The organism is Micromonospora sp. NPDC050276 (genome assembly GCF_044459545.1).
Classification (GTDB): Bacteria; Actinomycetota; Actinomycetes; order Mycobacteriales; family Micromonosporaceae; genus Micromonospora.
Genome location: NZ_JBITJA010000002.1, coordinates 220,534 through 243,877, shown reverse-complemented (window position 1 = coordinate 243,877; position 23,344 = coordinate 220,534). Strand labels below are relative to the sequence as shown.

At 71.1% G+C, this 23,344-nt stretch carries 18 protein-coding genes and 3 pseudogenes; 14 read left to right on the top strand and 7 right to left on the bottom strand.

The genetic code is table 11. From position 1 onward, the window contains the following. Nucleotides 1-42: 42 nt before the first annotated feature. The 7 genes from pseB to ACIBF8_RS04305 all read left to right on the top strand — a co-directional run bounded on the left by pseB (nt 43) and on the right by ACIBF8_RS04305 (nt 7,406). Complete coding sequence (gene pseB, locus ACIBF8_RS04335; protein WP_396780943.1) at nt 43-1,026, top strand: UDP-N-acetylglucosamine 4,6-dehydratase (inverting); 984 nt, start codon at nt 43-45, stop codon at nt 1,024-1,026. After that, nucleotides 1,023-2,180 carry a DegT/DnrJ/EryC1/StrS family aminotransferase gene (locus ACIBF8_RS04330; protein ID WP_396780942.1) on the top strand — a complete coding sequence of 386 codons (1,158 nt, stop codon included), beginning with the start codon at nt 1,023-1,025 and terminating at the stop codon, nt 2,178-2,180. Before pseB ends, ACIBF8_RS04330 begins: the two co-directional genes overlap by 4 nt. A gap of 10 nt (nt 2,181-2,190) precedes the next feature. After that, nucleotides 2,191-3,042, top strand: a complete 852-nt coding sequence (locus ACIBF8_RS04325) for a hypothetical protein (RefSeq protein ID WP_396780941.1) — start codon at nt 2,191-2,193, stop codon at nt 3,040-3,042. Next, nucleotides 3,032-4,858: a class I SAM-dependent methyltransferase gene (locus tag ACIBF8_RS04320; RefSeq protein ID WP_396780940.1), complete on the top strand. Its 1,827-nt coding sequence runs from the start codon at nt 3,032-3,034 to the stop codon at nt 4,856-4,858. Before ACIBF8_RS04325 ends, ACIBF8_RS04320 begins: the two co-directional genes overlap by 11 nt. Further along, the gene (locus ACIBF8_RS04315) at nt 4,855-5,631 is read left to right on the top strand and encodes a cytidylyltransferase domain-containing protein (RefSeq protein ID WP_396780939.1); all 777 of its coding nucleotides are present in this window, start codon (nt 4,855-4,857) and stop codon (nt 5,629-5,631) included. Before ACIBF8_RS04320 ends, ACIBF8_RS04315 begins: the two co-directional genes overlap by 4 nt. After that, nucleotides 5,628-6,704: a PseG/SpsG family protein gene (locus tag ACIBF8_RS04310; RefSeq protein ID WP_396781242.1), complete on the top strand. Its 1,077-nt coding sequence runs from the start codon at nt 5,628-5,630 to the stop codon at nt 6,702-6,704. Before ACIBF8_RS04315 ends, ACIBF8_RS04310 begins: the two co-directional genes overlap by 4 nt. A gap of 66 nt (nt 6,705-6,770) precedes the next feature. Next, the gene (locus ACIBF8_RS04305; protein WP_396780938.1) at nt 6,771-7,406 is read left to right on the top strand and encodes an alpha-ketoglutarate-dependent dioxygenase AlkB; all 636 of its coding nucleotides are present in this window, start codon (nt 6,771-6,773) and stop codon (nt 7,404-7,406) included. 13 nt (nt 7,407-7,419) lie between these two features. Here ACIBF8_RS04305 and ACIBF8_RS04300 read toward each other — a convergent pair whose 3' ends face one another. Further along, nucleotides 7,420-10,233 carry a BTAD domain-containing putative transcriptional regulator gene (locus tag ACIBF8_RS04300; RefSeq protein ID WP_396780937.1) on the bottom strand — a complete coding sequence of 938 codons (2,814 nt, stop codon included), beginning with the start codon at nt 10,231-10,233 and terminating at the stop codon, nt 7,420-7,422. A gap of 405 nt (nt 10,234-10,638) precedes the next feature. On the opposite strand from ACIBF8_RS04300, the gene ACIBF8_RS04295 reads away from it, so the two are divergent. Together ACIBF8_RS04295 and ACIBF8_RS04290 are read left to right on the top strand one after the other, a co-directional pair. Then, nucleotides 10,639-10,977 (top strand): peptidoglycan-binding protein, encoded by a 339-nt coding sequence (locus ACIBF8_RS04295; RefSeq protein WP_396780936.1) that lies wholly within the window; start codon nt 10,639-10,641, stop codon nt 10,975-10,977. 90 nt (nt 10,978-11,067) lie between these two features. Further along, on the top strand, nt 11,068-11,640 hold the full coding sequence (locus tag ACIBF8_RS04290; RefSeq protein WP_396780934.1) for a peptidoglycan-binding protein: 573 nt from the start codon (nt 11,068-11,070) through the stop codon (nt 11,638-11,640). Nucleotides 11,641-12,075: 435 nt separating this feature from the next. Here the strand turns inward: ACIBF8_RS04290 and ACIBF8_RS04285 are convergent. The 4 genes and pseudogenes from ACIBF8_RS04285 to ACIBF8_RS04270 form a co-directional block, all read right to left on the bottom strand. Next, nucleotides 12,076-14,157, bottom strand: a pseudogene (locus ACIBF8_RS04285) (DNA gyrase subunit A); the annotation flags it as partial. Between the two features lie 393 nt (nt 14,158-14,550). After that, a pseudogene (locus ACIBF8_RS04280) lies at nt 14,551-14,853 on the bottom strand (LAGLIDADG family homing endonuclease); the annotation flags it as partial. A 591-nt stretch (nt 14,854-15,444) separates the two neighbouring features. Continuing rightward, nucleotides 15,445-15,846, bottom strand: a pseudogene (locus tag ACIBF8_RS04275) (DNA gyrase subunit A); the annotation flags it as partial. A gap of 32 nt (nt 15,847-15,878) precedes the next feature. Then, the gene (locus ACIBF8_RS04270) at nt 15,879-17,936 is read right to left on the bottom strand and encodes a type IIA DNA topoisomerase subunit B (RefSeq protein WP_396780932.1); all 2,058 of its coding nucleotides are present in this window, start codon (nt 17,934-17,936) and stop codon (nt 15,879-15,881) included. A 235-nt stretch (nt 17,937-18,171) separates the two neighbouring features. On the opposite strand from ACIBF8_RS04270, the gene ACIBF8_RS04265 reads away from it, so the two are divergent. The 3 genes from ACIBF8_RS04265 to ACIBF8_RS04255 all read left to right on the top strand — a co-directional run bounded on the left by ACIBF8_RS04265 (nt 18,172) and on the right by ACIBF8_RS04255 (nt 20,787). Next, nucleotides 18,172-18,438 (top strand): hypothetical protein, encoded by a 267-nt coding sequence (locus ACIBF8_RS04265; protein WP_396780931.1) that lies wholly within the window; start codon nt 18,172-18,174, stop codon nt 18,436-18,438. Between the two features lie 127 nt (nt 18,439-18,565). Further along, complete coding sequence (locus ACIBF8_RS04260) at nt 18,566-19,822, top strand: hypothetical protein (RefSeq protein ID WP_396780930.1); 1,257 nt, start codon at nt 18,566-18,568, stop codon at nt 19,820-19,822. Nucleotides 19,823-19,923: 101 nt separating this feature from the next. Beyond that, nucleotides 19,924-20,787 carry an alpha/beta fold hydrolase gene (locus tag ACIBF8_RS04255; protein ID WP_396780929.1) on the top strand — a complete coding sequence of 288 codons (864 nt, stop codon included), beginning with the start codon at nt 19,924-19,926 and terminating at the stop codon, nt 20,785-20,787. Nucleotides 20,788-20,821: 34 nt separating this feature from the next. Here the strand turns inward: ACIBF8_RS04255 and ACIBF8_RS04250 are convergent, their stop codons facing one another. Next, nucleotides 20,822-20,992, bottom strand: a complete 171-nt coding sequence (locus ACIBF8_RS04250; RefSeq protein WP_158629581.1) for a hypothetical protein — start codon at nt 20,990-20,992, stop codon at nt 20,822-20,824. Between the two features lie 198 nt (nt 20,993-21,190). Between ACIBF8_RS04250 and ACIBF8_RS04245 the strand changes: the two genes are divergently transcribed. Beyond that, a complete protein-coding gene (locus ACIBF8_RS04245) occupies nt 21,191-21,820 on the top strand; it encodes a hypothetical protein (protein ID WP_210857746.1) in 630 nt (209 codons plus the stop codon). A gap of 117 nt (nt 21,821-21,937) precedes the next feature. Then, nucleotides 21,938-22,309: a hypothetical protein gene (locus tag ACIBF8_RS04240; protein ID WP_396780928.1), complete on the top strand. Its 372-nt coding sequence runs from the start codon at nt 21,938-21,940 to the stop codon at nt 22,307-22,309. Nucleotides 22,310-22,344: 35 nt separating this feature from the next. On the opposite strand, the gene ACIBF8_RS04235 is transcribed toward ACIBF8_RS04240, so the two are convergent. After that, nucleotides 22,345-23,262: a DUF72 domain-containing protein gene (locus tag ACIBF8_RS04235; protein WP_396780927.1), complete on the bottom strand. Its 918-nt coding sequence runs from the start codon at nt 23,260-23,262 to the stop codon at nt 22,345-22,347. Between the last annotated feature and the right edge of the window lie 82 nt (nt 23,263-23,344).

Here is a 23,344-nt window from a genome sequence, read left to right as displayed (position 1 = left end):
GCCCAGGGCCGCTCGTTCATCCACGAACACGGGAGCACCGCATTGAGTGAGTTGAATGGATCGTCCATTCTGATCACCGGGGGAACTGGTTCCTTCGGCAGGACGTTCCTCCGGCACATCCTCAACGAGGCCGACCCCGCCCGCGTGGTGGTGTTCTCCCGTGACGAGCTCAAGCAGTACGAGCTGCGCCAGCAGCTCGGCGACGACCCGCGGCTGCGGTGGTTCATCGGTGACATCCGGGACCGGCACCGCCTCACCCGGGCCATGCACGGCGTGGACCACGTGGTGCACGCTGCCGCGCTCAAGCAGGTGGACACCGCGGAGTACAACCCCTCGGAGTTCATCGCCACCAACATCACCGGCTCCCAGCACGTCGTCGACGCGGCGATCGAGGCCGGCGTCAAGAAGGTCATCGCGCTCTCCACCGACAAGGCGTCCAGCCCGATCAACCTGTACGGCGCGACGAAGCTGGTCGGCGACAAGCTGTTCGTCTCGGCCAACCACTACGCCGCCCAGCACCCCACCCGGTTCGCCGTGGTGCGCTACGGCAACGTGGTGGGCAGCCGCGGCTCGGTCGTCCCGCTGTTCCGCCGGCTGGCCGCCGAGGGCAAGAGCCTGCCGATCACCGACAAGCGGATGACCCGCTTCTGGATCACGCTCGACCAGGCCGTGCAGTTCGTCATGGACTCGTTCGACCAGATGCAGGGCGGTGAGCTGTTCGTGCCGCGGATCCCGAGCATGCGCATCCTCGACCTGGTCGAGGCCGTGGCCCCGGACGCCACCACCCACGAGATCGGGATCCGGCCGGGCGAGAAGCTGCACGAGGAGATGATCGCGCCCGACGACAGCCGGCGGACGCTGCGCGCCGACGGCCGGTTCATCGTCCAGCCGACCATCGCCACCTGGGGCTACCAGCCGCCGGTCGACTGCGACCCGGTGCCGGACGGCTTCGCCTACCAGTCGGACACCAACGACGAGTGGCTCACCGTCGAGCAGTTGCGCGACATGCTCGGCATCACCGCATGACGGGGATGCTCCCGTACGGTCGGCAGTCGATCAGCGAGGACGACATCGCGGCCGTCGCCGACGTGCTGCGCGGCGACTGGCTCACCACCGGGCCCCAGGTCGACGCCTTCGAGGCGGACCTGGCCCGGTGGACCGGCGGGGTCGGCGTCGCGGCCGTCTCCAACGGCACGGCGGCGCTGCACGTGGCGTACGCGGCGGCCGGGGTGGGACCGGGCGACGAGGTGGTCGTCCCGCCGATGACGTTCGTGGCGACCGCGAGCAGCGCGGTCGCCCTCGGCGCGAAGATCGTGTTCGCCGACGTCGACGACGAGACGTTCTGCCTCGACCCGGCGGCGGCCGCCGCCGCGGTCACCTCGCGGACGAAGGTCGTCGCGGCGGTCGACTACGCCGGCCACCCCGCCGACTACGACGCGCTGCGCAAGTCGGTCGAGGGCAGCGACGCGCTGCTGCTCGCCGACGCGGCGCACTCCATCGGCGGGACGTACCACGGCCGACCGGTGGGTTCACTCGCCGACCTGACCACGTTCTCGTTCTTCCCCACCAAGAACCTGACCACCGCCGAGGGCGGCGGCGTCGCGGCGCTGGACCCGGAGATCCTGAAGCGGGCCCGCCGGTTCCGCGGCGTCGGCGTGGTCCGCGAGCGTGACGACCTGCGCTTCCCGGACGAGGGCGGCTGGCACCAGGAGGTGCACGAGTTCGGGCTGAACTACCGCCTGCCGGATGTGCTCTGCGCCCTGGGCCGCAGTCAACTGCGCCGGCTTGCCGAGTTCAAGGCGAGACGGACCGCCCTGGTCGCCCGGTACGACGAGGCGCTGGCCGACCTGGACGGCGTGCTGCTGCCGAACCGCAAGTCGTGGGCCGACCCGGCCTGGCACCTCTACCCGATCCGGGTGCTCGACGGACGTCGCCGCGAGGTGTACGACCGGATGCGGGCCGCCGGCATCGGCGTGCAGGTCAACTACGTTCCGGTGCACTGGCACCCGGCCTTCGCCGACCTGGGTTACCGGCGCGGGTCCTGCCCGGTGGCCGAGTCGTTCTACTCCCAGCAGCTGTCGCTGCCGCTCTACCCGGGGCTCAGCGACGCCGACCAGGATCGCGTCATCGACGCGCTGACCGCGGCGGTGCGGGTCGGCGCGGTACGTTCCGCCGCCTGATGGGGATCTGATGCACCACGCCAACCACTTCTACGGCCACGCCCACGTGCTGGCCCGGTACGCCGGGCTCGGCGACCGGCACCCACCACGGATCAACGGGTACGTGCAGCACGGCTGGAACATCGGCGACGGGCTGGCCCCCGGCCACCCGTACGCCGAGCGCACCCCCAGCCTGCTCTGGTCGGAACAGACCCGCCGCCGGGCCTGGTCGGTGGGGCGACGCAACGTCGTCGTCATCGGCGCGCCGTTCAGCTACCTGCTGGCCATGCGACCCGAGGAACCACCGGCCGAGGAGCGGGAGGGCACCATCTGGTACCCGTTCCACGGCTGGGAGGGCCAGCACGTCAAGGGCGACCACCGGAAACTGATCGCGCTCATCCAGGACACCGAGCCCGGCCCGGTCACGGTCTGCCTCTACTGGCACGAGTACCGGATGCGCAACGTGCGCCGGCTCTACGAGCGTGCCGGGTTCCGGGTGATCTGCCACGGCTACCGGGGACACTGGTGGAAGGACACCGACCCGGAGTTCCTCGACCGGCAGCTCACCGAGCTGCGCCGCCACCGCCGGGTAGCATCCAACCGGTTGACCAGTGCGATCTTCTACGGCATCGCGGCGGGGTGCGAGCCGGCGGTCTACGGCGACCCGATGATCCTGTCCAACGAGGACCCGACCTTCGGCGGCACCGCTCGGATCCGGCGGCAGTGGCCGGAGCTGCACGGCACCACGGTCGACCTGCCCACCGCGGTGGAGATCGCCCGCGCCGAGCTGGGCACCGACCACCGCTGCACACCGGCCGAGCTGCGCGAGTTGCTCGGTTGGGCGAACCTTCCGGAAGAAGAAGAGGACGACCGTGACGACTGAGACGGCACCCGCCGACCGGATCACCCTGCCGGGCGGCGAGATGCTGGCCTGGTCGGACCTGCCGCAGGAACGGTTGGCCGACGGCGGGCCCCTCGCCGCGCTGGCCGCACGACTGGTGCCGCGCGGCTCCCGGGTCCTGGTGGCCGGTCCACACGACCCGGCTCTGCTCGACCAGCTCAGCCATGCCGAGGTGACCTGTCTGCTGCGCAGCCACCCGGACGCGGTGGCGCTGGCCCACCGGGCCGCCCGGGTGGTGGTGGGTGGCCCGGCCGGGCTGCCCGACGACGAGACGTACGACGTGGTGATCGCGCCCGCCGGGCTGGATCCGGTGGAGTCGGTGGAGGGCACCCGGCTCGGCTGGGACGGGGTGCTGGCCCGACTCGTCGCGGCGCTGCGACCGGGCGGCGCGTTGCTGCTGCGCCTGGACAACCCGCTCGGCCTGCACCGGCTGGTCGACACCACCCCCTGGTACGCACTCCGGGACGATGCCGCCTGGGTGATCGGCGGCGTGCTGGACCGCGCCCACCCGGCCAACCGGGACCAGCTGCGCGAGCGGCTCGGCGCGGCGGGGCTGCGGCCGGTCGCCTGCTGGGCCGCGTACCCCGATGTCAGCACCCCGACGGCGCTGCTCGACGCCGACCACCTCGACCGGGACACGGGCTCCGGCCTGTTCGACGCGGTGCTGCACGGCGCCTGCGCCGGCGGTTTCACCAGCGCCACCGTGCTCCAGGACCCGGCCCGGCTGGCGGTGGACGCGCTGCACGCCGGGCGCGCCGCCGACCTCGCACCGGGCTGGCTGACGCTCGCTCGCCGGCCCGCCGACGCCGCGGACCCGACCACGCCGACCGCGGACGGGGACCTGCCGGTGGCTCTGGTGCAGACCGGCCGCCCCGGGATCGGCGTACAGGAGGTGCTGCACGGCCCCTCCGGTTGGCGCTGGGGCCTCGCCCCGACCGCCGGCGCGAAGACGCCGGCCGTCGCGCCGTTCGCCAGCCGCGAGGCCGCCTACCGGGACGCGGACGCGTTGTCCGGTCCGGTGCCGTCCGGCCGGCTGCTGCGTACCCTGCTGCTCGACGCGGCCCTGCGCCGCGACCTGGCGACCCTGCGCGCGCTGCTGCACGGGTACGCGGGTTGGCTCGCCGACCAGGCCGACACCGATGGTCGGATCGCGGGCGCGGCGGCGCTGGCCGGCACCGACAACGTGGTGGTCGACGACGAACGGTACGCGATACTCGACCCGAGCTGGCGGGCCACCGCCGCGCTGCCCGCCGACGTGGTGCTCGCCCGTGGGCTGTGGCGCTTCGCGGCGACCCTGCTCACCGGCGGGTACGCCCACCCGTGGTCGTCCACCCTCGACGTCGCGGGCCTGACCGTGGTGCTCGGCGGCCTCGCCGGCCACGACCTCGACCGGGCGACCGTCAAAGAGGCGGTGGAGGCCGAGGCGGCCATCGCCGCCGCCCTGCACGGGCTGGACGCCGACGGCAGGACCGACCTCGCCGCCGAGCTGCACGCCGTCGCGCCGACCGACCCGCCGGTCGGCGGGCACAGCTACCAGCAGCTGCGCGAGGCGTGGCTGCGCCAACGCGAGGAACTCACCCGGCTGGCCGCGCTGACCGCGTGGACCGAGGAACTACTCACCTCGCGGGAACGGGCGCTGCGCCGGGCGGAGGCGACGATCGGCCTGCTCAGCGGGTCGATCAGCTACCGGGTGGGCCGTCTCGCCATCACCCCGGCCCGGCTGGCCAAGCGAGGCGCCCGCGCCGCCAAACGCCGGGCCACCGCAGCGCTCGCCCCCAAGCAGGAGGAGCAGCAGTGACCGGCGTACCGGTGCCCGAGGTCTCCCCCGCGCACGCCGCCGGGCCACGGATCGTCGGCATCGTGCAGGCACGCATGGGTTCGTCCCGGCTGCCCGGCAAGGTGCTCCGCCCACTCGCCGGACGTTCCGTGCTGGGCCGGGTGGTGCGCGCCGCCCGGGACAGCGGCGTCCTGGCCGACCTGGTGGTCGCCACCAGCACCGACGCGGTGGACGACGCGGTGGTCGCCGAATGCGAACGGCTGGACGTGCCGTGCCACCGCGGGCCGGTCGACGACGTGCTGGAGCGGTTCGTGGGGGCCCTCGCGGCGCACCCGGGCGACGCCGTCATGCGGTTCACCGCCGACTGCCCGCTGCTCGACCCGGAGATCATCACTCTGGTCGCGTCGGTGTACCGGGCGGTCCCCGGACTGGACTACGCGAGCACGTCGATCGCCCGGACCCTGCCCCGCGGGCTGGACGTGGAGATCATCCGGGCGGAGACGCTCCGCACCCTGGGCCGGCTCGCCACCGACCACCACCGGGTGCACGTGACCTCGTACGCGTACAGCCATCCGGAGCTGTTCCGGGTGCTCGGTGTGACGCTCACCCCGGACCGCTCGGCGCTGCGGCTGACCCTGGACACCGAGCAGGACTGGGCCCTGGTCAGCGCGATCATCGACCACTTCGGTGATGTCAGCGTGCCGATCGCCAAGCTCGCCGACTGGCTGGACGGCCAGCCCCGGCTGCGCGCGCTCAACGCCGACGTACGACAGAAGCAGCTGGAGGAGTCCTGAGCACCCTGAGGGTCGGGTTGCGTTGCGACGCCGGGCCACGGCGCGGCGTCGGCCACCTCGTCCGCTGCCTGGCGCTCGCCGAGGAATTCCTCGCCCGGGGCGCCGACGTCGCGGTGTTCGGCACCGTCGAACGACTCGGCTGGGCCACCGCCGAGCTGGCCGCGCGGGGCATCCCACTGCTCCCCGGCCCGGACTCGGCGGCCGAACTGGTCGAGGCAGCCCTCCGTCACGAGCTGGACGTGATGGTCCTCGACTCCTACGACCTGGACCCGGCCGGGGCGGGCGCCCTGCGCGCGGCCGGCGTGTACACCCTCGCCGTCGTCGACGGGGACAGCCGAGGCCAGGTCGCGGACCTCTACCTCGACCAGAACTTCGGCGCCGAGCTGCCGGGACCGGGTTCGGGAGCGCAGCTGCCGGGCCGGCTGCTCGCCGGCAGCGGGTACGCGTTGCTGCGCGACACCGTGATCGGCGCCCGGCCGCCGGTCGCCCCGCCCGCCGCGGCGGTCAGCCGCCCCCGGGTGCTGGCCTTCTTCGGGGGCACCGACGCGGTTGGCGCGGCCCCGGTCCTGACTCGGGTGCTGGTGGCCACCGGCCACCCGATGGATCTCACGGTCATCGTCGGCCGACCGGAGATGGAGGCGGAGATCGAGGACGTCACCCCCGGGCGGGGGCAGATCATCCGACCGGTCCCGCCCACCACCTCGCTACCGGCACTGATCGCCGAAGCCGACCTGGTGGTCAGCGCCGCCGGCACGTCCACCTGGGAACTCTGCTGCCTCGGCGCTCCCAGCGCACTGGTCTGCGTGGTGGACAACCAACGTGAGTCGTACAACCGGGTGGTGCGGCACGGCCTGGCCGCCGGCCTCGGCGAGTTGCCGGAGCTGACCGCAGCCGGGGTGGCCGGACGAGCCGCCCGTGCGACGGCGGCGCGGACCCTGCACGGACTGCTCAGCTCGCCGCAGCGACGCGCGACGCTCGCCGCTCGCGCCTGGTCCACGGTTGACGGGCAGGGCCGGGCACGGGTCGTGGACGCGGTGTTCGACGCCGTTCGCGCCACCGCCGTCGCCGGCTGACCGCCGCCGACCAAGGTCACGTTCGCAGCTAGCACGGGTGTACGAAAGTGCTGCTAGGGTGGCCTCATGACGCAGGCCGCCTATCAGCCGTCGATGCTCGACCTGACCGACGCCGGGCCGACCCTGGGGCCGCTGCCCGGACAGATCCGCCGGCACCAACTCAGCCGGGGCGCCTGGGTCGACCACCTCCCCGGCTGGGTGCGCGGCTCCGACGCGGTCCTCGACACCCTGCTCACCGAGGTGCCCTGGCGCGCCGAACGGCGCACCATGTATGACACCGAGGTCGACGTGCCCCGCCTGCTCTGCTGGTACGACGGCGCGAGGCAACTCCCCCACCCGGTGCTCACCGCCGCACGGGCCGCGCTGACCGAGCACTACGCGCCCGAGTTGGGCGAGCCCTTCGTCACCGCCGGCATGTGCCTCTACCGCTCCGGTCGCGACAGCGTGGCCTGGCACGGCGACACCATCGGCCGCTCGGCGCACACCGACACGGTCGTCGCGATCGTCTCCTTCGGAGCACCCCGACCGCTGCTGCTGCGTCCGCGCGGCGGCGGTGACAGCCTGCGCTTCCCGGTCGGCCACGGTGACCTGATCGTCATGGGCGGCTCCTGCCAACGCACCTGGGAACACGCCATCCCCAAAACCACCCGCCCCGTGGGCCCCCGGGTAAGCGTCCAGTTCCGCCCCCACAACGTCGCCTGACCCTGGGGCCGCACTAGGACGGAATCAGACGTTCGAGGCGGCTGCGGACCTCCTCGGCTGCGGGGTCGCCCACGTCCTCGTAGATCCGCGCGGCCAGGCGCCAAGCGGCAGCGGCAGCGTTCCGGTCACCCATCCCTTCCCGGGTGTCCCCGAGTCGGATGAGGGTCTCAGCTTCGTGATACCGGTCCGCGGAGTCGCGAAAGAGTTCGATTGCCTGCTCGTAGCAGTCGACCGCGCGGTCGCGTTCGCCGAGGCGGTCGTAGGCGAAGCCGAGGCTGTCCAGCGTCGCGGCCTGACCGTTGCGGTCGTCGGTCCGTCGCTGCTGGTCGAGTGCCTCGGTGCAGCTGGCAATGGCCTGGACATAATCGCCGGTGGTGGCGAGCAGCCAACCGATCGCGTTGAGCGTCCGGGCTTCGCCCGCGTGATTGCCGACCAGCCGATAGAGCCGCAGCGCCTCGCGACCGTGTGCGAGCGCCTCGTCGAGCCGGCCGTCCAGGTAGCAGAGTTCGCAGTAGTTGTGCAGCGTCTGAGCCTGGCCGATTGGGTCGCCGAGACGTTCGTGTAGCTCAAGCGCGCGCTTGAGCCGGTACTCGGCCGTTGTGCGGTCGCCCAGTCGGGTCAGCGCACGGGAGACTAACCGGTTGGCGACGGCCTGACCGGCGAGGTCGTCGATCTTCTCCGCAGCCCCCAGCGCGACCTCTTGGATGGCGAGCTGGTCCTGCCAGAGACCGCGCGGCGCCACGAAGGTGGTCAGCGCCCACGCGATCTGCCAGGCGTACGTTTCGAAGCCGTTCTCGGCGGCCTGTCGGACCACCCGCACCAACACCCGATGCTCCGCCGTGAACCAGGCGAGCGCGCCGTCGTGATCGGTCACCGGCCGCCTGGCGGGCACGGGCAGCGGCGGCACCGGCTCGATCGGGGGCCACTGCGGCTGGAGTAGCCGGGCGGCCGGATAGGCGGCGTGCAGGTAGTGGTCGTACAGGCGCTGTCGGGCTGCGACGTGTTCGTCGCCGCGCTCCGACGACTGTGCGAGCTCGGCCGCGTAGGCGCGCAACAGATCGTGGAAGGCGAACCGGCCGGGCGCGTGCTCCGCCAGCAGATGGAGCCGGGTCAGTTCCCGCAGGATCGGCGTAACGGCCGCGGCCGGCACACCGGCGAGCGCCGAGGCCGCGGCGGCGGTCAGGTCCGGGCCCGGATGCAGCCCCAGCAGGGTGAACAGCCGGGCCGCGTCCGCACCGAGGGCGAGGAACGACCACGAGAAGACGCGCCGGACGTCGCCGTCGGCCAACGCGTCCAGCCTCGCCTCGGCCGAGTGCAGTTCGGCGGCGATCGCGCTGAGCGGAAACGTGGGATGGGTCGCGACGCGTGCCGCCACTATCGACAGTGCCAGCGGAAGCCGGCCTGCGGCTTCGATGATGTTGGCCACCGCCGCCGAGTCGGAGGCGAGCCGGCTGCCCCCGAGACGTCTGGCGAGCAGGCTCATCGACTCCTCGGCCGTGAGCACGTCCAGTGTCAACGGCGTGGCACACTCGGCGGCGATCAGGCCGCCGAGCCGGTCACGGCTGGTGACCACGACCATGCAGCGGCCCGCACCGGGCAGCAAGGCGCGCACCTGGGCGGAGTCGCGAGCGTTGTCGAGCACCAGGAGCATCCGGCGGGAGGCCAGCAGGCTGCGGTAGAGACCAGTCCGGGCCTCCATGTCGGAGGGTATCCGGGTGTGGGACACGCCGAGCGCTTCGAGGAAGCCGGACAGGGCGTCGGGCGGGGACACCACGCCGGCTTCGTCGTAGCCGCGAAGATTCACATAGAGCTGGCCATCCGGGAACCGGTCGGCAACCCGGTGCGCCCAGTGCAACGCCAGGGCCGTCTTGCCGACTCCGGCCATGCCGGACACCACAGAGATGGCCACGCCCGTCGGCCCCTCGGCTCCGCCGTGCAGAAGCCCGTCGAGGCCCGCCAGCTCGACGCTGCGTCCGACGAACTCTGGCACCGCACGCGGCAGTTGCTCGGGGCGGTGAATGAGCCGCCCCACTGCCGTGTCCGGCGCCGGCCGGTCCGGCCCCGTTGGCGGTTGCGCCGCCAGTCCGGGCCGGTGATGCAGGATGTCGTCGTACAGCGTGACGAGCTCGGGTGCGGGATCGAGGCCGGTCTCCTCCGCTAGCGTCTGTCGGGCCTGCCGGAAAGCATCTAGTGCGCCGGCCACATCTCCGATGCGGTACAGGCCCACCATCAGCTGGCCCCACGCCCGCTGCCGCAGCGGGTGCCGGTCGAGCAGGCCGCGCAACCGGTGCACGACGTCGGCCGACGCGCCGAGGGCCAGCACCGCCTCGGCGTAGTCCTCCTCGACGAGCAGCCGGCGCTCCTCCAACTGCGCCACCCGCCGAGCCAGCGTCGAGCGCAGCGGCAGGTCCGACAGCGGTGCACCACGCCACAGGCGCACCGCGGCGGAGAGTTCGGCCTCGGCCCGGTCCAGATCGGAAGCGGCGAGCGCCTCACGGCCCCGCGCGGCCGCGGCGTCGAACAGGTCCAGGTCCCGTTCGCCTGGGCCCACCCGCAGCAGGTAGCCGCCGGCCGCCGCGGTTATCCCATCCCAGGTCGCCCCACCGCCCAGCGACCGCCGCAACCCGCGCACATAGGTGCGCAGGTTCGCAGCGGCCGACGCCGGCTCTTCGTCGCCCCACAGCATCGCGGCCAACTCGTTGGTACCGACGACCTCATTCGGGCGCAGCAGCAGGGTCGCCAGCAGGAGACGCTGCTTCACCGAGCCCAGCGGAACCGACCGGCCGTCGTGGTACACCCGGAACGGGCCAAGGAGTTCGAAACGCAACCAGGCACCTCACATGTGGGCACTGCCATGCGTCGCCACGCGTACAACACCCGGATAACGCGGGCAAGTAGGTGATCTATACGCCAGTTGTGCGGCGGTTGTACCGGCCCCACCGTACCGTTCTACCGTCCGCACCGCCCCATCCACGAGCACCCAACCGCCAGGCCCTGGCTGCCCGACGATGGCGCGAAGCCAAACGGCACTGATTGTCCACACCCTGCGCGCGGCCACCCTCGCCTCGTCCTGCTGGGGCACGAGTGCGTGACCGGCCACCGAACGGCCGACGTGGCCGGCTTGTCCCCTTGTCATCGTTCCGACAACCTGACTCCGATTGGATTAAAGCCAATGAATTCCAGGATTGGTGCGCTACTGACGGCTGTCGCACTGGTGTTCGCAGCAATGGTCGTGACCGCAGGTCCGGCCTCCGCCGCCACGGCCCCATGCCGCCAGTACCGCTACGGCTACGGCGGAACCGGCAACTGCGTCAAGGCCATCCAGGGAATCGCGAACGTCATCTCGATCACCAACGCGGCCCGGTCCGAGGCGGGTCCGGTCGCCCGGGATGGCATTTACGGCTCCCAGACGGAGGCCGCGATCATCAAGATCCAGCGCGCGGCCGGCGTCGGTGCCGACGGATGGGTCGGCCCGCAGACCTGGGCCGTGCTCTGCTACTACGGGGCGTTCTGGGGACACGACATGCAGGCCAAGGCCGACTACCGCTGGGCGAAGTCGTACGCCTGCTGATCCGCCCGCTGGCACGACACCCCAGCACCAACCCGGAGAAGCCCGGCCCCACCACCGTTGCCCCGAATGATTCCCAACCGAAGGAGATGCATGTCCTCGCTCCACTCCATCCGCCGCGCACTCAAAAGAGCTGCTGTCCCCGCCGTCGGCGCGGTGTTGGCCATCGGCATCAACGTCACCATCGCCACGCCGGCCGCGGCCAGCGGCTCCTACACGGGCCGGGCGTACGTCTACGGCAGCGGCGCGGTGTCTGACGACTTCGATGACGAAGGCGTCACCAACGTCACCACGCACCGCAATTCGAACGTCGCCTGTCTCTGGCAGACCATTCTCTGGGCAAATGGCTACCTGCCCTCGTCCGGGATCGACGGCGTCTTCGGCGACCAGACTGATGCCGCGACCAGGAACTTCCAGCGCGACAAGGGCCTCTCAGCGGATGGCTCCGCAGGCCGGAACAGCTGGACGAAGGCCGGCGACAAGCTGGTGCAGCACGACAACCAGAACGGGTGGCTGTACGTGGTGTACCACGGGGCGACGGGTTCCAGGAGCCCGTACGGCTCGCACCAATTCGTCCTGCAGCGTTCGCCCGACGGAAACTACCGGTTCTACCCGCCTCAGGGCAGCGGCCCCTACTGGGCCGCCTACAACTCGCGCACCTGCTGACCCGTCCAGGACCACGACGTGGCGGATGCCGGGCCGGCCCGTGCGCCATCCGGAAGAAGTTCAACGGCTACACCGGTGCCATCGACGGCATCGCCGGACCGGGAACCAAGGCGGCGTTCTGGCGCAAGGCCTACTCCAACCCGGCGGTCTGACCGGCTGAACATCGCGAGTGGCCCCAGTCGGTGACCAGCGACTCGCAAGGTAGGTCCGGACGCGGGGGGTGTCCGGAGCTACCTTGCGGTTCTGCCGCCTGATCGCCATTGCTCCAGCGGCGACCGGGCGCGTCGATGAAAGGGTGCGACGTAGTCCCGGGGTCGCGACGCCGAGTGCGATCAGGCGTCCAGGGACTCCATCGCCAAGATCCGCACAGTTTCACGGGAACAACTTCCCCGAAGTTGTGCGGATCTTGGGGCCGGGCACGTCCGGCTGGCCGGGTCAGTCGCGTTCGATGAGGTGGCCTACCACGGTCGGGCCCAGCATCACCGCGAAGCCGCTGCCGTCACGACGGGGGTCGGCCGCGGGTAGCTCCACCGGGTCGCCGGTGGCGGTCGCGCCGACCGGTCGCGGGCCCACCCAGGCAACGGCCACGTCCGTCTCACCCTTGAGGAAGCGGTGCGCGCGCACGCCGCCGGTCGCCCTCCCCTTCGCCGGGTACGCCTTGAACGGCGTCACCTTGACCGTCGCCCCGGTGGAGGTGACCACCATCGGCTCGCCATGCCCCGGGTCGTCGGTGCGTACCGCGCCGAAGAACGCCACCCGCGCCCCGGCCGGCAAGTTGATGCCGGCCATACCACCGCCCTTGAGGCCCTGCGGCCGGACCAACCCGGCGGGGAAGCGCAGCAGCGACGCCTCCGAGGTGACGAAGGTCAGCGTCTCGGTGCCGTCGGTCAGCCAGGTCGCCCCGACCACCTCGTCACCGTCGCGCAGACCGATCACCTCGAACTCGTCGGAGCGCACCGGCCACTCCGGTGCGCAGATCTTCACCGCGCCCTGTCGGGTGCCCAGCGCCAGCCCCGGGGAGCCCTCCGCCTGCCCGCCCAGCGGGGCCAGGCCGACGACGGTCTCCCCCGCCGCCAACGGCACCAGCTCGGCCGCGGACATGCCGCCACGCAGCGACACCGTGCCCGCCTGCTCGGGCAGCACCGGCAACGGCAGGACGTCGACCTTGAATGCCCGACCGGCGCTGGTCAGCAGCAACACCCGGCCACGGGCGGTGGAGTGCACGATGGCGCGTACCGTGTCGTGCTTGACCCGGCCGTTGCGCCGACGCCCCTCGGCGCTCTCCTCCGACTCGGCCGCGGTCCGGGCGACCAACCCGGTCGCGGAGAGGATCACCTGGCACGGGTCGTCGGCGACCTCCAACGGGCCGGCCGGCGCGGACGCGGCCAGCACCTCCTTCAGGTCACCGTCGACAAGCGTCGTACGCCGTTCGGTGCCGAACTGCTTGACCACGGCCGCCAGCTCGTCGGAGACCACCTTCCGGAGCACCCGCTCGTCGTCGAGGATCGTGCTCAGCTCGGCGATCTCGGCGCGCAGCCGCTCCTGCTCGGCCTCCAGCTCGATCCGGTCGAACTTGGTCAACCGGCGCAGCGGAGTGTCCAGGATGTAGGTGGCCTGGATGTCGGAGAGGCCGAACCGGCTCATCAGCCCGTCCTTCGCGGCCTGCGCGTCGTCGCTGCCCCGGATCAGCCGGACCACCTCGTCGATGTCGAGCAGCGCGATCAGCAGACCGTCGACCAGGTGCAGCCGCTCCTGCCGCTTGCGCCGGCGGTACGAGGTGCGCCGGGTGACCACCTCGTACCGGTGCGCCAGGAAGACCTCCAGCAGTGCCTTCAACCCCAGCGTGCGCGGTTGCCCGTCGACCAGGACCAGGTTGTTGACGCCGAACGACTGCTCCAGCGGGGTCAGCCGGTAGAGGTCGGCGAGCAGTGCCTGCGGGTTCACCCCGACCTTGCACTCCACGACGAGCCGGGTGCCACTCTCCCGGTCGGTGAGGTCCTTGACGTCGGCGATGCCGGTCAGCCGCTTGGTCTTGGTGACCTCGTTGGTGATCGCCGCGATGACCTTCTCCGCGCCGACGCCGTAGGGCAGCTCGACCACGGTGATCGCCTGACGACCCCGGCTGCCCTCGATCGGGCCGATCTCCACCTTGCCACGCATCCGCACCACGCCACGCCCGGTCTCGTACGCGCGGCGGACCTCGTCCAGGCCGAGCAGCACGCCACCGGTGGGCAGGTCGGGGCCGGGGACGTACTCCATGAGTTTGTCCAGGGTGGCGTCCGGGTGGTTGATCAGCCAGCGGGCCGCGGAGACGACCTCGGCCAGGTTGTGCGGGATCATGTTGGTGGCCATCCCGACCGCGATCCCGGACGCGCCGTTGACCAGCAGATTGGGGAATGCGGCCGGCAGCACGGTCGGCTGGGTCAGCGACCCGTCGTAGTTGGGCTCGACGTCGACGGTGTCCTCGCCCAGCTCACCGACGAGCAGCATGGCCTCGCGGGACATCCGCGCCTCGGTGTTGTGGTTGACGAAACCGCCAGCGAGGAAGGAGTGATCCTCGGAGGTCACCCGGACCGAGTAGACCTCTGACGGCTCGCAAGGCGTCACCTCGGTGACACGCTCGAACCGGTAGCCAGAGTCCATGATCGGGAGGATGGTCGCCAGGAGTTCCGGCTCTTTGATGCGATCGATGATGCGGAGGCGCTCAGTCTCCCACCGCTCGATGCGATCGAAGTTGTGCGTCGTCAACCACTTGCGTCCGCTGCCACGACGGTCGAAGTCCAAGCCGTCACGCACGTAAGCGGCAACGAAGGGAACGTGGTCCTTGCTCAGCCGATGCGGACGCAACGGCGCGTGTCGCAGAACCTTGTTCAGCTTTGCCTGTTTGGTGCGGAGGAAGCCCACCCGGTTGGCGAACGCCTTGATGTTTCGCAGACCGGAAATCACCAAGCGGTGCTCGACCGAGCCGCTGGGGCGTGTGTAACGGCGCCAGCAGGCGACGACGCCGAATTCGGTGAGCAGCTCCTGGACCTCCCTGGTGAGCCGCTCGCTGTAACTCGTGTACTGGATGGTGAAGCTGCTCTTGGCCACCCGCACCCCGCCGTCCCCTTCGAAAAGGGCCATGAGGAAGGCGCGCTTGACGCCCCAGCCACCGTTCCAGACGAATTGCGGAATGAACTTGTCCCGAGCTTGATGCCCGATGAACTCCGCCATCGGGCTTGCCCGGAAAGCGTCCATACCGCCGGCATGGATCTGGACATCGATTTCCTGGATGCGCTTGCGGTCGCGACGGGTCTCCCGCTCGCTGACGTAACGCTGACCACCAACCACTTGGTCATACGCGTGCAGGACCTCGTCGAAGAAGTGCTTGTCGGTGTTGTTGAACCCGGCCCTTGTCTCACTCGCGAAACCCTCGGACGCCCACGCGCCGCCGAGAATGCCCAGCGAGTATTCCCGAGCGGTCGGAATGACCTGGGCCCAGGCGTTGCGTGCCACACAGACGATCGAGCCGACCGCAAGCTCGTCAAGCCGTCGCCATTGGAAGATGGGAACGCCCATGGGCGACTCAAGACAGAGCACCAGGTGATTCTCGCTGCCTCGAAGCGAAAAGCCGGCCTCGGTGCCGATCCGGACCGTCGGATGGACGCCGGAGTTGAACACCCTGTCGACCTGGACAGCCTTACCGTCCTTGTCGAGCACCTCGAAGTCGACTTCGGCTTCGCTGTCCGCAGGGAGGCTCACCAGGTCAGCGATTCGAGGGCTGGTGCCGTCGGCAAGTCGAAGGCGGGTGTCTCCGATGACGCAGTATCTCGACGCAGCCGGGCCATCGTCCGGCGACCCAAAGTTTCCATGCCCGTCGATGAGCGGCACGTTGAGGGAGAAGTCCTGGGCGAGGCGGACCATCGCGTCGTAGATCGCCGTGTCGCCGTGCGGATGGTACTTTCCCATTGTATCCCCGACAATTCGGGCAGACTTCACGTGCCCACGGTCGGGGCGGTAGCCCTGCTCGTACATCGACCAGAGGATGCGCCGGTGCACGGGCTTGAGGCCGTCGCGGGCGTCGGGCAGGGCGCGGGAGTGGATGACCGAGAACGCGTACTCCAGGTAGGAGTCGGAGACCTCGGTGACCAGCGGGTTGTCGAAGACCCGCGCGCCGGCCTGGTCGAACGAGGAGAGGTCGACCTTGTTTTCCTTACGGCGTGCCATAACTCAGCTTTCCCCTAGAGCGCGACAGGTGCTCATGCGTCGATCGCCTCCCGGTCGACCCGGTCGGCGGAGTCGATCAGCCAGTTGCGGCGTGGCTCGACCTTCTCGCCCATCAGCAGTTCGAGGATGCGTTCGGCGGCGTCCACGTCGTCGAGGGTGATCCGGCGGACGGCCCGGGTCGCCGGGTTCATCGTGGTGTCCCACAACTCGTCGGCGTCCATCTCACCGAGACCCTTGAAGCGCGGGATGGGCGTGACGATCTGCTTGCCGGCCTTCTCCAGCTTGTGGACCGTCGCCTCCATCTCGGCCTGGGTGTAGGTGTAGGTGGTCTGCGGGCTGCGCCCCTTGGTGGTGATCTTGTGCAGGGGTGGCATCGCGGCGTAGAGCCGACCGGCCTCGATCAGCGGACGCATGTACCGGGCGAAGAGGGTGATCAGCAGGGTACGGATGTGCGCACCGTCCACGTCGGCGTCGGCCATGATCAGCACACGGCCGTAGCGCAGCGCGGAGAGGTCGAAGGTGCGCCCCGAGCCGGCGCCGAGGACCTGCACGATGGCCGCGCACTCGGCATTGTCCAGAACCTGCTGGAGGTTGGCCTTCTGCACGTTGAGGATCTTGCCGCGGATCGGCAGCAGCGCCTGGTATTCCGAGGAGCGGGCCATTCGGCTGGTCCCGAGGGCGCTGTCGCCCTCGACGATGAACAGCTCGCTGCGGTCGATGCCGGTGGCCCGGCAGTCGACCAGCTTCGGCGGCATGGACGCGCCCTCCAGGGCGGTCTTGCGCCGGGCGGCGTCCTTCTGTTGCTTCTGGGTGAGTCGCACCCGAGCCGCGTCGACGATCTTCTGCAGGACGGTGCGCGCCTCGGCCTTGGTGCGCCGGTCCTCCAGCCAGGCCTTGACGTGCGCGTCGACCAGGGACTGGAGAACCTTGGTGATGCCGGTGGTGGAGAGCTCGTCCTTGGTCTGCGAGGTGAACTGCGGCTCGGGGATCCGCACGTGCACCACCGCGGTCATCCCCTCCAGGACGTCGTCCAGGGTGGGCGGCTCCTCCTTGGCCTTGAGCAGACCGCGGGTGTTGCGGATCGCGTCGGCGAGCGCGCGGACGAGGGCACGCTCGAACCCCTTGCGGTGGGTGCCGCCGTGCGCGTTGCGGATGGTGTTGGTGAAGCACTCGACGGTGCGCTCGTAACCGGTGCCCCACCGGAACGCCACCTCGACCTCGGCGCGGCGCTGCACATTGGACTGCATGACGCCGTTGGCGTCGGCGGCGTTCTCCCGGTAGGTGCCCTCGCCGTTGACCAGCAGGATGCCGGAGACCGGCCGGTCGCCGGCCGGGGCGAGGAACTCCACCATGTCACTGAGGCCGTTGGGGTAGTGGAACCGCTCCTCGGCGGGCGTCTCGCCGGTCAGGTCGCGCAGCAGGTAGGTCACGCCGGGGACCAGGAACGCGGTGTTGCGCAGCTTCATCCGGACGGCGTCGACGTCGAGCGCCGCGCCCGTCTCGAAGTAGCGGGCGTCGTGCCACCAGCGGATCGAGGTGCCGGTGCGCTGGCCGCGCTTCATGGCGCCGATCACCTGGAGCCCGGGGCCGGCGGTGAAGGGCGCGTCCGGCCCGTCGCCGTCGAAGATGCCCGGGACGCCGTGCCGGAACGACATCGTGTGAATCTTGCCGGCGCGGCGGACGGTCACGTCGAAGCGGCGGGAGAGCGCGTTGACCGCCGACGCGCCGACGCCGTGCAGACCGCCGGAGGTCTTGTAGCCGGAGCCGCCGAACTTGCCGCCGGCGTGCAGCCGGGTCAGCACCAGCTCCACGCCGGAGATGCCGGACTTGGCGTGCACGTCGGTGGGGATGCCCCGGCCGTCGTCGTCGACCTGCACCGAGCCGTCGGCGTGCAGGATCACCTCGACGTGGCTGGCGTGACCGGCGACACCCTCGTCGGTGGAGTTGTCGAGGATCTCGTTGACGAGGTGACCCACGCCACGGCTGTCAGTGGAACCGATGTACATGCCGGGCCGCTTGCGGACAGCGTCCAGCCCCTCAAGGTGGGTGAGGTCATCGGCCCCGTACAGGGTGTCAGGCTCTGCGGTCAACTGGTCGTACTCCCCGGTCTCGGCGGTGTGCTGCCGGTCACCGGCGACATCAGCCGGCGTGGCGCGCCGCAGCGAGCCTAGCCCGAGGCTAGGACAACTACCGGAGGACCTACGCGACCCGCCGCGCGCGGCCCGTCGGACGTGAGCCAACGAACAGCTGGCGGGTGATCACGGGACCACGCAGAGACAGCGTGACCGGTACGCTGACGCATGATCGCGGCCGGTTGAGCGCGGGGTGGTGCTGGAGCGTACGCCGATCCGGGTCGTGGAGATCAGGGAGGCGGCCGAGGTGGACGAGACGACACGCGACGCCCTGCGGCGCTCCCTCCGTTCGGCGCAGCCGTGGCTCACCCCGTTCGGCAGCGTACGCAACCTGCTCTCGGGAGAGATGAGCGTGCTGCGCTGGGTGCAGTGGCTGTGCGTACTGCTGATCTGGGGTGTCGGTCTGAACGCCCTTGGCGCGGCCGTGCTGCACCGCGGCGACGACGCGACCACCCGATAGACCCGGGCGCCGACGGGCGCGTGTCTTTCATCGAACGAATCTGTTACGGGCCATTGACGCCCGTCGCACAGGGGTGATCTGATCGCGCTCTCAGAGGATCTTTCATCTTTCGATGGATGGGGGCCCCATGCCCAGGTTCCGGCGTACCGCGCTCGCCGCGGGACTAACGATCGCCATGGCCGCGCTGTCGACCGCCGTCGCGCTGCCCGCACCCGCGTCCGCCGCGCTGCCCACCGCAGCGGTGGCACTCGGAGACAGCTTCATCAGTGGCGAGGGCGCCGGGGCGTACACCCCGGTGGTCGACGTCAACGGGGTCAGCCAGGGCTTCCCCGGGTGGACGGCGGCGAACAACAACGCGTTCTTCTGCCACCGGTCGGCGAACGCCTCGCTCAACCAGGCCAACCTGCCGGGCATCCAGAACCGGTTCAACCTGGCCTGTTCCGGCGGCCAGCCCCACGACATCGCCAACGCCTCGCTGGCGCGGGCCAACGGTCGTGCCGTGACCGCGCAGCTCGACCAGTTGCGTGCCGTCGCGCAGACCCAGGACATCGACCTGGTGCTGATCGGCTTGGGTTCCAACAACAGCTCGTTCACCTTCGGCAGCGTCGCGGAGAAGTGCGCCAACCGGTTCATCGCCGACGCCTGGACCGGCTGGTGGGAGTTCTGGGCGTACCTGAACGGGCCGGTCGAGCAGAAGCCGTGCGGCGACGCCGATCTGGCCACCGCCGCGCAGCTCAGCGCCGCAACGGCGGAGACCACCGCCGCCGTACGCCAGATCCTGACCACTCTCGACCAGGTGGACGCGGACGGACAGCACCGGGTGGTGTTCCAGGACTACACGAACCCGCTGCCGCTGGACCTGAACCAGCAGTTCCACGCGGAGGACGGCCGCGACGACACCCGGGACAAGTTCCGTGACCTGGGTGCCGAGCGGTACGCGGCCGGCTGCCCGATCCACCGGGCCAGCCTGGCGCCGGGGCACCGCTTCTCCCAGGGGCTGGGCACCATCGTGAAGTCCACGAGGGACACCCTGGCCGCCGAGTTCCCGGCCGACGACCTGGTGTACCTGAACGTGCAGCAGGCCTTCAACGGCGCCCGGCTCTGCGAGCAGGCGAGCAGCCCGAGCGGCGCGTTGGCTACCCCGATCCGGCTTCAGGACGGCGCGACCGGCACCTTCGTCACCAGCCTCGCCGGCAAGGACAAGATCGCCATCCAGCGGATCGCCAACACCTGCGTCAGCTACTTCCAGACCTGCCAGGAGTCGTGGCACCCGAACGCCACCGGCCACCAGGTCCTCGGCCAGTGCCTGAGCGGCGCAGCCGCCACCAGTGCCCGGTCGGTGGCCTGCGTGCGCGCCAGCAACGGGGCGATCACGGTCTCCTGACCACAGCACCTTTCGGAGGGCTCCGCCATCGGGCGGAGCCCTCCGTCGTGTCCGGCGGCCTCCTGCTACCCGCCGGTAACCTCAGGCCGTAGGCTGGGCCGATGAACGGGGATCCGGAGTACGCGCAGGAGTTCGTCGACGTCGACGGTGGCCGGCTGGGGGTGCAGGTCTATCCGGAGCCGACCGGGACGACGACCGCGCCCATGGTGGTGATCTGGCCCGCGATGGGCGTCCGGGCCCGGTACTACCGGCCCTTCGCCACCGCGCTGCGCGCCGCCGGGCTGGCCGTGGTCGTGGCCGACCTGCGCGGCACCGGGGCGAGCACGCCCGCGCCGAGCCGGGCCGACCGGCACGGGTACGCCGAACTGGCCGACGATGTCGGCGCCGTGCTGGGCGCCCTCAAGCCACGGCTGGACGGGCGCACCCGACTGCTGCTCGGGCACTCGCTCGGCGGGCAGGCGGCGCTGCTGCACCTCGCCCTCCACGGCGGCGGCGAGGTGGACGGGTTGGCACTGATCGCGGTCGGCATCCCGTACTGGCGGAGCTATCCGGGCCGGCGCGGCCTCGGGGTGCTGCCGTACACCCAGGGGATCGCCGCCACCGCGGCGCTGCTCGGGGTCTGGCCGGGCTGGGGCTTCGGCGGTCGGCAGGCGCGCGGCGTGATCCGCGACTGGGCCCACACCGCGCGGACCGGCCGATTCCCCCAGCTCAACGGCACGGACACCGAGTCGGCAATCCGCGCGGTGCGGACCCCGGTGCTGGCCGTCAGCGTCGACGATGACCAGTACACCCCGCACGAGACCATGGACCACCTCTGCGCGAAGCTCGACGGCGCACCGGTGACCCGGCAACGGTTCACCGTGGCGGAGGCGGGCGCGACGCTGGACCACTTCACCTGGGTCCGCGCCAGCGCCCCACTGGCGCGGCGGATCGCCGGGTTCGCCGGCGACCTGCCGCCCCGCTGAGCCGTAGCGCCCCGATCAGCGGGCGACGGTCGGTTCACTCGTCCTGATCCAACGGCACCAGCTCACCGTCGCGCTCCACCTGAATCTCCGCGTGCTCCTTGCGGGGCGCGACCTCCGCGGTGTTGCGGTGTGGGTCGTTGTCGGGGTGCATGAGCACCGCGTCGGTCTTGGGGGTCTTCTCCCGGCTCTCGTCCGGCTGCGACATCGCGTTCCCCTCTCGTGGGCATCGTTCGGGATCTACCCGCCACCGGGCGAATGACTCCTGCCAGCGGCGAGCCCGACCCCCCAACGGCACGAACGTCCGGTAGCTACCCGCGACGGCGCGGATCGGGCCGCCCGGGGCTGGGTTAGCCGCCCGAGCGGCGGGTAAGCCGCAGCGCCCGACACGGCGGAAGGGGATCACATGTCCGAACGGCATACCGCACTGCGCTCGATGCACGATCTGGGCCTGGCGGCCTGGTTTGGCGGCTCCCTCATGGGTGCCTTCGGCGTCAACGGCGCAGCGGCGAAAATCAGCGACTCGACCCAGCGGCTCCCGGTCGCCTCGGCCGGCTGGTCGAAATGGACCCCGGTCAACGCGGCCGCGATCGGCGCCCACCTGGCCGGCGCCGTCGGCGAGTTGGTGACCGAGAGCCCACGGGTGGCAGCCCAGTCCGGCGTGGGCCGGGCCAGCGCCATCAAGACGGCGTTGACGATCGGCGCGCTGGCGGTCACCGGCTACAGCCGGTTGGTCGGCATGCGGTTGGAGAAGGCGGGTGGCCCGTCGGTGAGTGGCGCCACCGAGCCGAACCACCAGACCCCGGCCAGCGTGGCCTCCTCACAGCGGCAGATGAAGCTGCTCCAGTGGGCCATTCCGGCGCTGACCGGGACCCTGGTCGTGGTCACCGCGTACATGGGTGAGCAGCAGAAGCCCGGCCAGGTGTTCCGGGGGATGCTCGGTCGCGCCGGTGGCATGAAGGGCGCCTCGAAGAGCATGATCAAGATGGCGGGAATGAGCAACGGCAAGCGGCCGATGGCGATGGCCGGCCGCTGAACGTCGGGCCGGCCGGCGTCCCGCCGCCACCTCGACGGCGGGGCGCTGGCCGGCCCCGCGCGCTCAGTGCTGTGACGACGAACCGCCGGCAGCGGCGGACCGACGAGCGGGGTGGCCATGACGGCGCACAAGGGACGCAGCGGTGACAACGACCGGCAGGAACCGGAGGCGACCAAGCCGTGGGGCACCGGCGACGGCTTCGACGCCGACGCGCCCTGGGGCGCGGCCGACGATTCACCGATGGACGAGGGCAGCGAGGAGACCGCGGTGCCCGAGGGACGACGCGGCGAGCGACGAGCGGGCGCCCCGGCGGGCCGGTCGGACCCGGCGGGTCGGCACGGCTTCGGCTCGGTCGAACCGACCCGTACCACGATGGCCGGACCGGGCGCCCCGCCCGACCCCGCCCCCAGCGGCCGGACCTTTCCCGACGACGCGGACATCGGTGAGTCGACCCAGGACGCCCTGCGCAGCCGGGGACGGCGTTCCTGAGCCCACGCCCGGCCGGGGGGACAGACGGGCGACCGTCAGCCGGTCGGCGTGACGCGCGCCGAGACCGGCCCATCGTCGATCATCGTCTCGGCCAGCAACTGCGCCAGCCGGGTGGCGTCGCGCTGGGCCTGCCCGGCGCAGCAGTTGTTGAACAGCACGTGCAACTCGTCGGGGAGACCGGCGAACTCGGCCAGCAGCCTGGCCCAGTGCCGCAGCTCGTCCTCGGCGTACGCGTACCGGAACTTGTCCTGCTTGTCGCCCTCACCCCACGCGTCGCTGTGACCGTGAAACCGGACGATCGCCGGCTCCGCCGTCATGGTCAGGATCGGTGGCACCGACGACGGATGCCCCTGCGGCATGTCCACGCAGACCAGGGACAGGTCGTGGGCGCGAAGCAGGTCCAGAGTGTCCGCCGCAGCGGCGTCGGCGAACCAGGAGCCGTGCCGTAGCTCCACACCGATCCGCCACGGCCGGCAGCGCTGCGCCACCTCGACGATCCGGCGTTCGGCCGCCTGGCTGCGGGCCAGCCACGGCGGAAACTGCAGCATCACCACACCCAGCTTGCCCGCCGCCGCGATCGGGTCGAGGGCCGCGCGGAACCGGGCCCACAGCTCGTCGTACGTCCGCTCCGGCAGGTCACGGCGGCGGATCCGGCTCGGGCCGGCCGTCGGACGCAGGTCCCGGGGCAGCACGGTGACCGGGGTCGGATGGCCGGTGAAGAGGCTGAACGCCTTGACGTCGAAGGTGAAGTCGTCCGGGGTGGCGTCCACCCAGCCCTGGGTGGTCTCCGGCACCGGAATGGCGTAGTAGGACGTGTCCACTTCGACCAAAGGGAACCGGCCGGCATAGAAGCCCAGCCGACGGGCCGGGGTGCTGGCCGAGCGTGGGTACCACCCGGAGCGCAGTAGCGACTGGTCCGCCCAGGACGACGTGCCCACCCTAATCACACCCATGTCATTAAGTGGACCGCTGTCGGCGGGGATCGGCAACCGCTGGGCGGGGCTCCCGTCGACCTGGTGTGGTGCCCGGGAAGTG

Excerpts from the sequence above, each read along its gene's own strand:
- ACIBF8_RS04330 (WP_396780942.1), top strand. The coding sequence starts at position 1,023 with ATGACGGGGATGCTCCCGTACGGTCGGCAGTCGATCAGCGAGGACGAC.
- ACIBF8_RS04325 (WP_396780941.1), top strand. The coding sequence starts at position 2,191 with ATGCACCACGCCAACCACTTCTACGGCCACGCCCACGTGCTGGCCCGG.
- ACIBF8_RS04305 (WP_396780938.1), top strand. The coding sequence starts at position 6,771 with ATGACGCAGGCCGCCTATCAGCCGTCGATGCTCGACCTGACCGACGCC.
- ACIBF8_RS04290 (WP_396780934.1), top strand. The coding sequence starts at position 11,068 with ATGTCCTCGCTCCACTCCATCCGCCGCGCACTCAAAAGAGCTGCTGTC.
- ACIBF8_RS04260 (WP_396780930.1), top strand. The coding sequence starts at position 18,566 with ATGCCCAGGTTCCGGCGTACCGCGCTCGCCGCGGGACTAACGATCGCC.
- ACIBF8_RS04255 (WP_396780929.1), top strand. The coding sequence starts at position 19,924 with ATGAACGGGGATCCGGAGTACGCGCAGGAGTTCGTCGACGTCGACGGT.
- ACIBF8_RS04250 (WP_158629581.1), bottom strand. The coding sequence starts at position 20,992 with ATGTCGCAGCCGGACGAGAGCCGGGAGAAGACCCCCAAGACCGACGCG.
- ACIBF8_RS04245 (WP_210857746.1), top strand. The coding sequence starts at position 21,191 with ATGTCCGAACGGCATACCGCACTGCGCTCGATGCACGATCTGGGCCTG.
- ACIBF8_RS04240 (WP_396780928.1), top strand. The coding sequence starts at position 21,938 with ATGACGGCGCACAAGGGACGCAGCGGTGACAACGACCGGCAGGAACCG.
- ACIBF8_RS04235 (WP_396780927.1), bottom strand. The coding sequence starts at position 23,262 with ATGGGTGTGATTAGGGTGGGCACGTCGTCCTGGGCGGACCAGTCGCTA.